Annotated in this window: 4 protein-coding genes; all 4 read left to right on the top strand. The window is 45.1% G+C overall.

The features are described from left to right. Window positions 1-243: 243 nt before the first annotated feature. On the top strand, window positions 244-1326 hold the full coding sequence (gene prfA, locus A3761_RS19100; protein ID WP_068513797.1) for a peptide chain release factor 1: 1083 nt from the start codon (window positions 244-246) through the stop codon (window positions 1324-1326). A gap of 29 nt (window positions 1327-1355) precedes the next feature. Continuing rightward, a complete protein-coding gene (gene prmC, locus A3761_RS19095; protein WP_068513801.1) occupies window positions 1356-2198 on the top strand; it encodes a peptide chain release factor N(5)-glutamine methyltransferase in 843 nt (280 codons plus the stop codon). Between the two features lie 31 nt (window positions 2199-2229). Then, window positions 2230-3009, top strand: a complete 780-nt coding sequence (locus A3761_RS19090; RefSeq protein ID WP_082870302.1) for a molybdopterin-synthase adenylyltransferase MoeB — start codon at window positions 2230-2232, stop codon at window positions 3007-3009. A 118-nt stretch (window positions 3010-3127) separates the two neighbouring features. Next, the coding region (locus A3761_RS19085; protein WP_068750696.1) for an ABC transporter substrate-binding protein at window positions 3128-3748 on the top strand (621 nt) is incomplete at its 3' end.

The following is a 3748-nucleotide window of genomic DNA, read 5'->3' as shown; positions in this document are numbered from 1 at the left end:
AAAAGTATTAAATCAAAATTTGTCCTTTGAGTATAAAGAGCCTGAAGCCGATCCTTTTGATGATGGCGAGCTAGAGATGTTCTAAATCTTTCTACAAGAGCTAGCTTTTGTTTCGCGCCGCTATTTTTGCTAAAATGCCGCGCAATTTCCTACATATTGAATTTTTGTGACCTTACTTTATCAAAAGCGTTTGTTCTTCAGGCTTTATAGTTAAGTTAAGGTCATCTAGCTGGTTACTATTCCATGAAAGAATCCTTATTGCTTCGTTTAGACAGTATTTCTGAACGTTACGAAGAATTAGCAGCTCTTATGAGCGACCCTGATGTGATCACAGACCAGAATAAATTTCGCGACTTTTCAAAAGAGTATGCTGAAATTGAGCCGGTTGTGAAATGTTACGCTAGCTACAGACAAGCTCAGGACGACATCGAAGAAGCCAACATGCTGATGAATGATGGTGATGCCGATATGCGCGAGATGGCTCAAGAAGAGCTGAAAGAGGCAAAGTCTTCTTTGGAAACTCTTGATAAGGAGTTGCAGACTCTCTTGTTACCTAAAGATCCGAATGACAAGAATAACGTTTTCTTGGAAATTCGAGCGGGAACCGGTGGTGATGAGGCGGCAATTTTCTCTGGGGATTTATTTCGCATGTATTCTCGTTATGCTGAGAAGAAAGGCTGGAAGGTTGAAGTGGTTAGCGAAAACCTGGGTGAGCACGGTGGTTATAAAGAAGTGATTACACGGCTTGTCGGTGAGGGTGTATATGGGAGCCTGAAGTTTGAGTCAGGAGCTCATCGTGTACAACGTGTTCCAGAAACCGAATCGCAAGGCAGGGTTCATACTTCGGCTTGTACGGTGGCTGTGATGCCGGAAATTGATGCTGTGGATGAGATCGAAATCAATAAGGCTGACTTGCGTATCGATACCTTCCGGGCTTCGGGCGCCGGTGGTCAGCACGTCAACAAAACGGATTCGGCTATTCGTATTACCCACTTGCCAACAGGTGTGGTAGTTGAGTGTCAGGACGAACGATCACAGCATAAGAATAAGGCTCGCGCTCTATCTTTGTTGCAATCGAGGCTACTGACGGCTGAACAGGAAGCGCATGCTCAAGAACAATCAGATCAACGAAAAAGTCTCGTAGGTAGTGGTGACCGTTCTGAGCGAATCAGAACCTATAACTTTCCTCAAGGTCGCATGACTGATCATCGAATTAATTTGACGCTCTATAAGCTAGCTGAAGTTATGGAAGGTGATTTGGACCAGGTGTTACAGCCTTTATTGCAAGAGCATCAGGCTGAATTACTCACTTCTATGGGTGAGTAATAAGTAGATATAGCTTATTGGAGTTTGATATGAGCCATCAACTGACTATTTCAGAGGCGATGGCAAAATCCCTCGAATTGACAAGCAGTTCGGCATCTTTGGATGTTGAGCTGCTCTTATGTCACGTGCTCGATTGCGAGCGTGCTTATTTACGGACCTGGCCTGATAAAAGTCTGGATCAAGACCAAACCGAGCACTTTCTTTCTCTTGTTTCACAACGCCAAAAAGGGCGTCCTATTGCCCACCTAATTGGTCAGCGAGATTTTTGGACTCTAAATTTAAAGGTTAATGAGCATACTCTCATTCCAAGGCCTGATACCGAAGTGCTTGTTGAAAGGGCTTTGAATTTGCCGTTGGATAAGTCCGCCATTTCAGTACTTGATCTCGGAACGGGCACGGGGGCGATAGCCTTGGCATTAGCTAGTGAGCGTCCAGCATGGCAGGTCAATGGTGTTGACCGTTTTCCAAAGGTCATTGAGCTAGCAAGGCAAAACGCAAACTTGAATAGCCTTCCTCATGTTGAGTTCTTCTGCAGCGATTGGTTTTCCGCATTCCGGGAGCAGCGTTTTTCTCTGATTGTTAGTAATCCTCCCTATATCGATGCCAAAGATAAGCACCTGCGTGAAGGGGATGTTCGATTTGAGCCTGCTTCTGCTCTGATTGCTGAAGATCAGGGGATGGCCGATATCAAAAAGATTACGCATGATGCGCGTGAGTTTCTCGAAGCAGGTGGCTGGCTACTTTTTGAACATGGCTATGACCAGGCAGAGCTTGTTAGGTCAGTACTGAAAAAAGCGGGTTATCAGCAGGTCGAGACAAGTAAAGATTATGGCGGTAACGATCGTGTTACCCAGGGCCAATGGACTGGGTAAGACTAGTTTTATATCTGTATAGAGGTGAATTGTGAGCGAGCAGCAAAGTCGCGAAGTTTATCAAGAGTTAAGTGATCCGGAGTTATTGCGATATAGCCGGCAGATCATGTTGCCTAAATTCGATGTTGCGGGGCAGTTGGCGCTCAAGAATGCAAAAGTACTTATTATTGGTGCGGGTGGCTTGGGTAGCCCGGTTGCGATGTATCTTGCAGCAGCAGGTGTTGGCTGCATAACTATCGTTGATGATGACCATGTTGATGTTTCCAACTTGCAGCGCCAAATTCTACATGGCGAAAGCTCGTTAGGAAAAATGAAAGTAGACTCCGCGGCTGAAATGCTTGGCAATATAAACCCTCATGTTGAAGTGAAGGTACTTGCCAAACGTCTGGATGAGGAGGGGTTACGGTCTGCTGTCGCCAGAGTTGACTTGGTTTTGGACTGCAGCGACACATTCACAACTCGATTCTCGGTCAATAGAGCATGTGTCGAAGAAGCAAAGCCTCTAGTGTCTGGTGCCGCGATTCGAATGGAAGGGCAGGTAAGTGTTTTCGATATGCGTGACGATGAAGCACCGTGTTATCAGTGTTTGTATGCTGAAGGGGATGACGAGCAGCTTACCTGCTCAACGTCAGGTGTTATGGCGCCGTTGGTTGGCATTATAGGGAGCATGCAGGCAATGGAGGCTATTAAGGTACTGAGTGGCCTAGGATGTTCTTTAAAAGGGCGCTTAATGATGCTGGATGCTACTTCGATGGAGTGGCGGACGTTGAAACTGAAGAAAGACTCAGGCTGTCAGGTCTGTGGTAAATAAGTAAAACGGACTCTTGATTCGACTCAAGTAAAGCTAGATCAATTTGGTATTTTTAGTGAAAGATATTGCTTAATTACTATTTCCTTCCAATAATGAAAGTATACGGAGGAGTGGAGTGATGAGAGAGATTACATCGAAGCTAGGCTTGCTGGTATTGCTTTTTTCAGTAGGGAACGTTAGCGCAGAGACTCTTAAGTTCAGTTATTGGGATGATGCGAAGCCACCTTTTGTTATTGAACATGATGGTGTAGTCCATTCTGGCATTATCAAAGATCTGGCCGACCAGATTTCTTCCGAAGCGGGATTGCAAGCCGAGTTTGTGAAACTTCCAGTCTTGCGAATTGAGCAACAATTGCAGTCAGGTGACATCGATGTGGATTGTTTGACGAGCCCTATTTGGAAGGAATTACCTTCTTCCTATCATTGGTCCCCTGTTTTATTTGATGGGGCAGACAGATTTCTTGTTCGTCCAGAACTTAGCTTGAAGCTTCATTCATACAATGACCTTAAAGGAACAACTCTAGGAATCTATAACGGTTATGTTTATCACCCTGAAGTGATGAGCCTGATTAAGTCTGGAGACGTAGCGACAATCAAGCTGAAGGGCTTGGAGCATGGGATTCACTTGCTGCAATTGAAAAGGCTAGATGTGCTGATTGATTTCGGGATTTTGCTCAAGTATCAACTTCGAGAAAGAAAATTGAATGAGCAGCTTGTATTGGCCAAGCTGCCTGCAGAC

Source organism: Oleiphilus sp. HI0123 (genome assembly GCF_001635315.1).
This window is presented reverse-complemented; position numbering and strand designations above follow the sequence as displayed.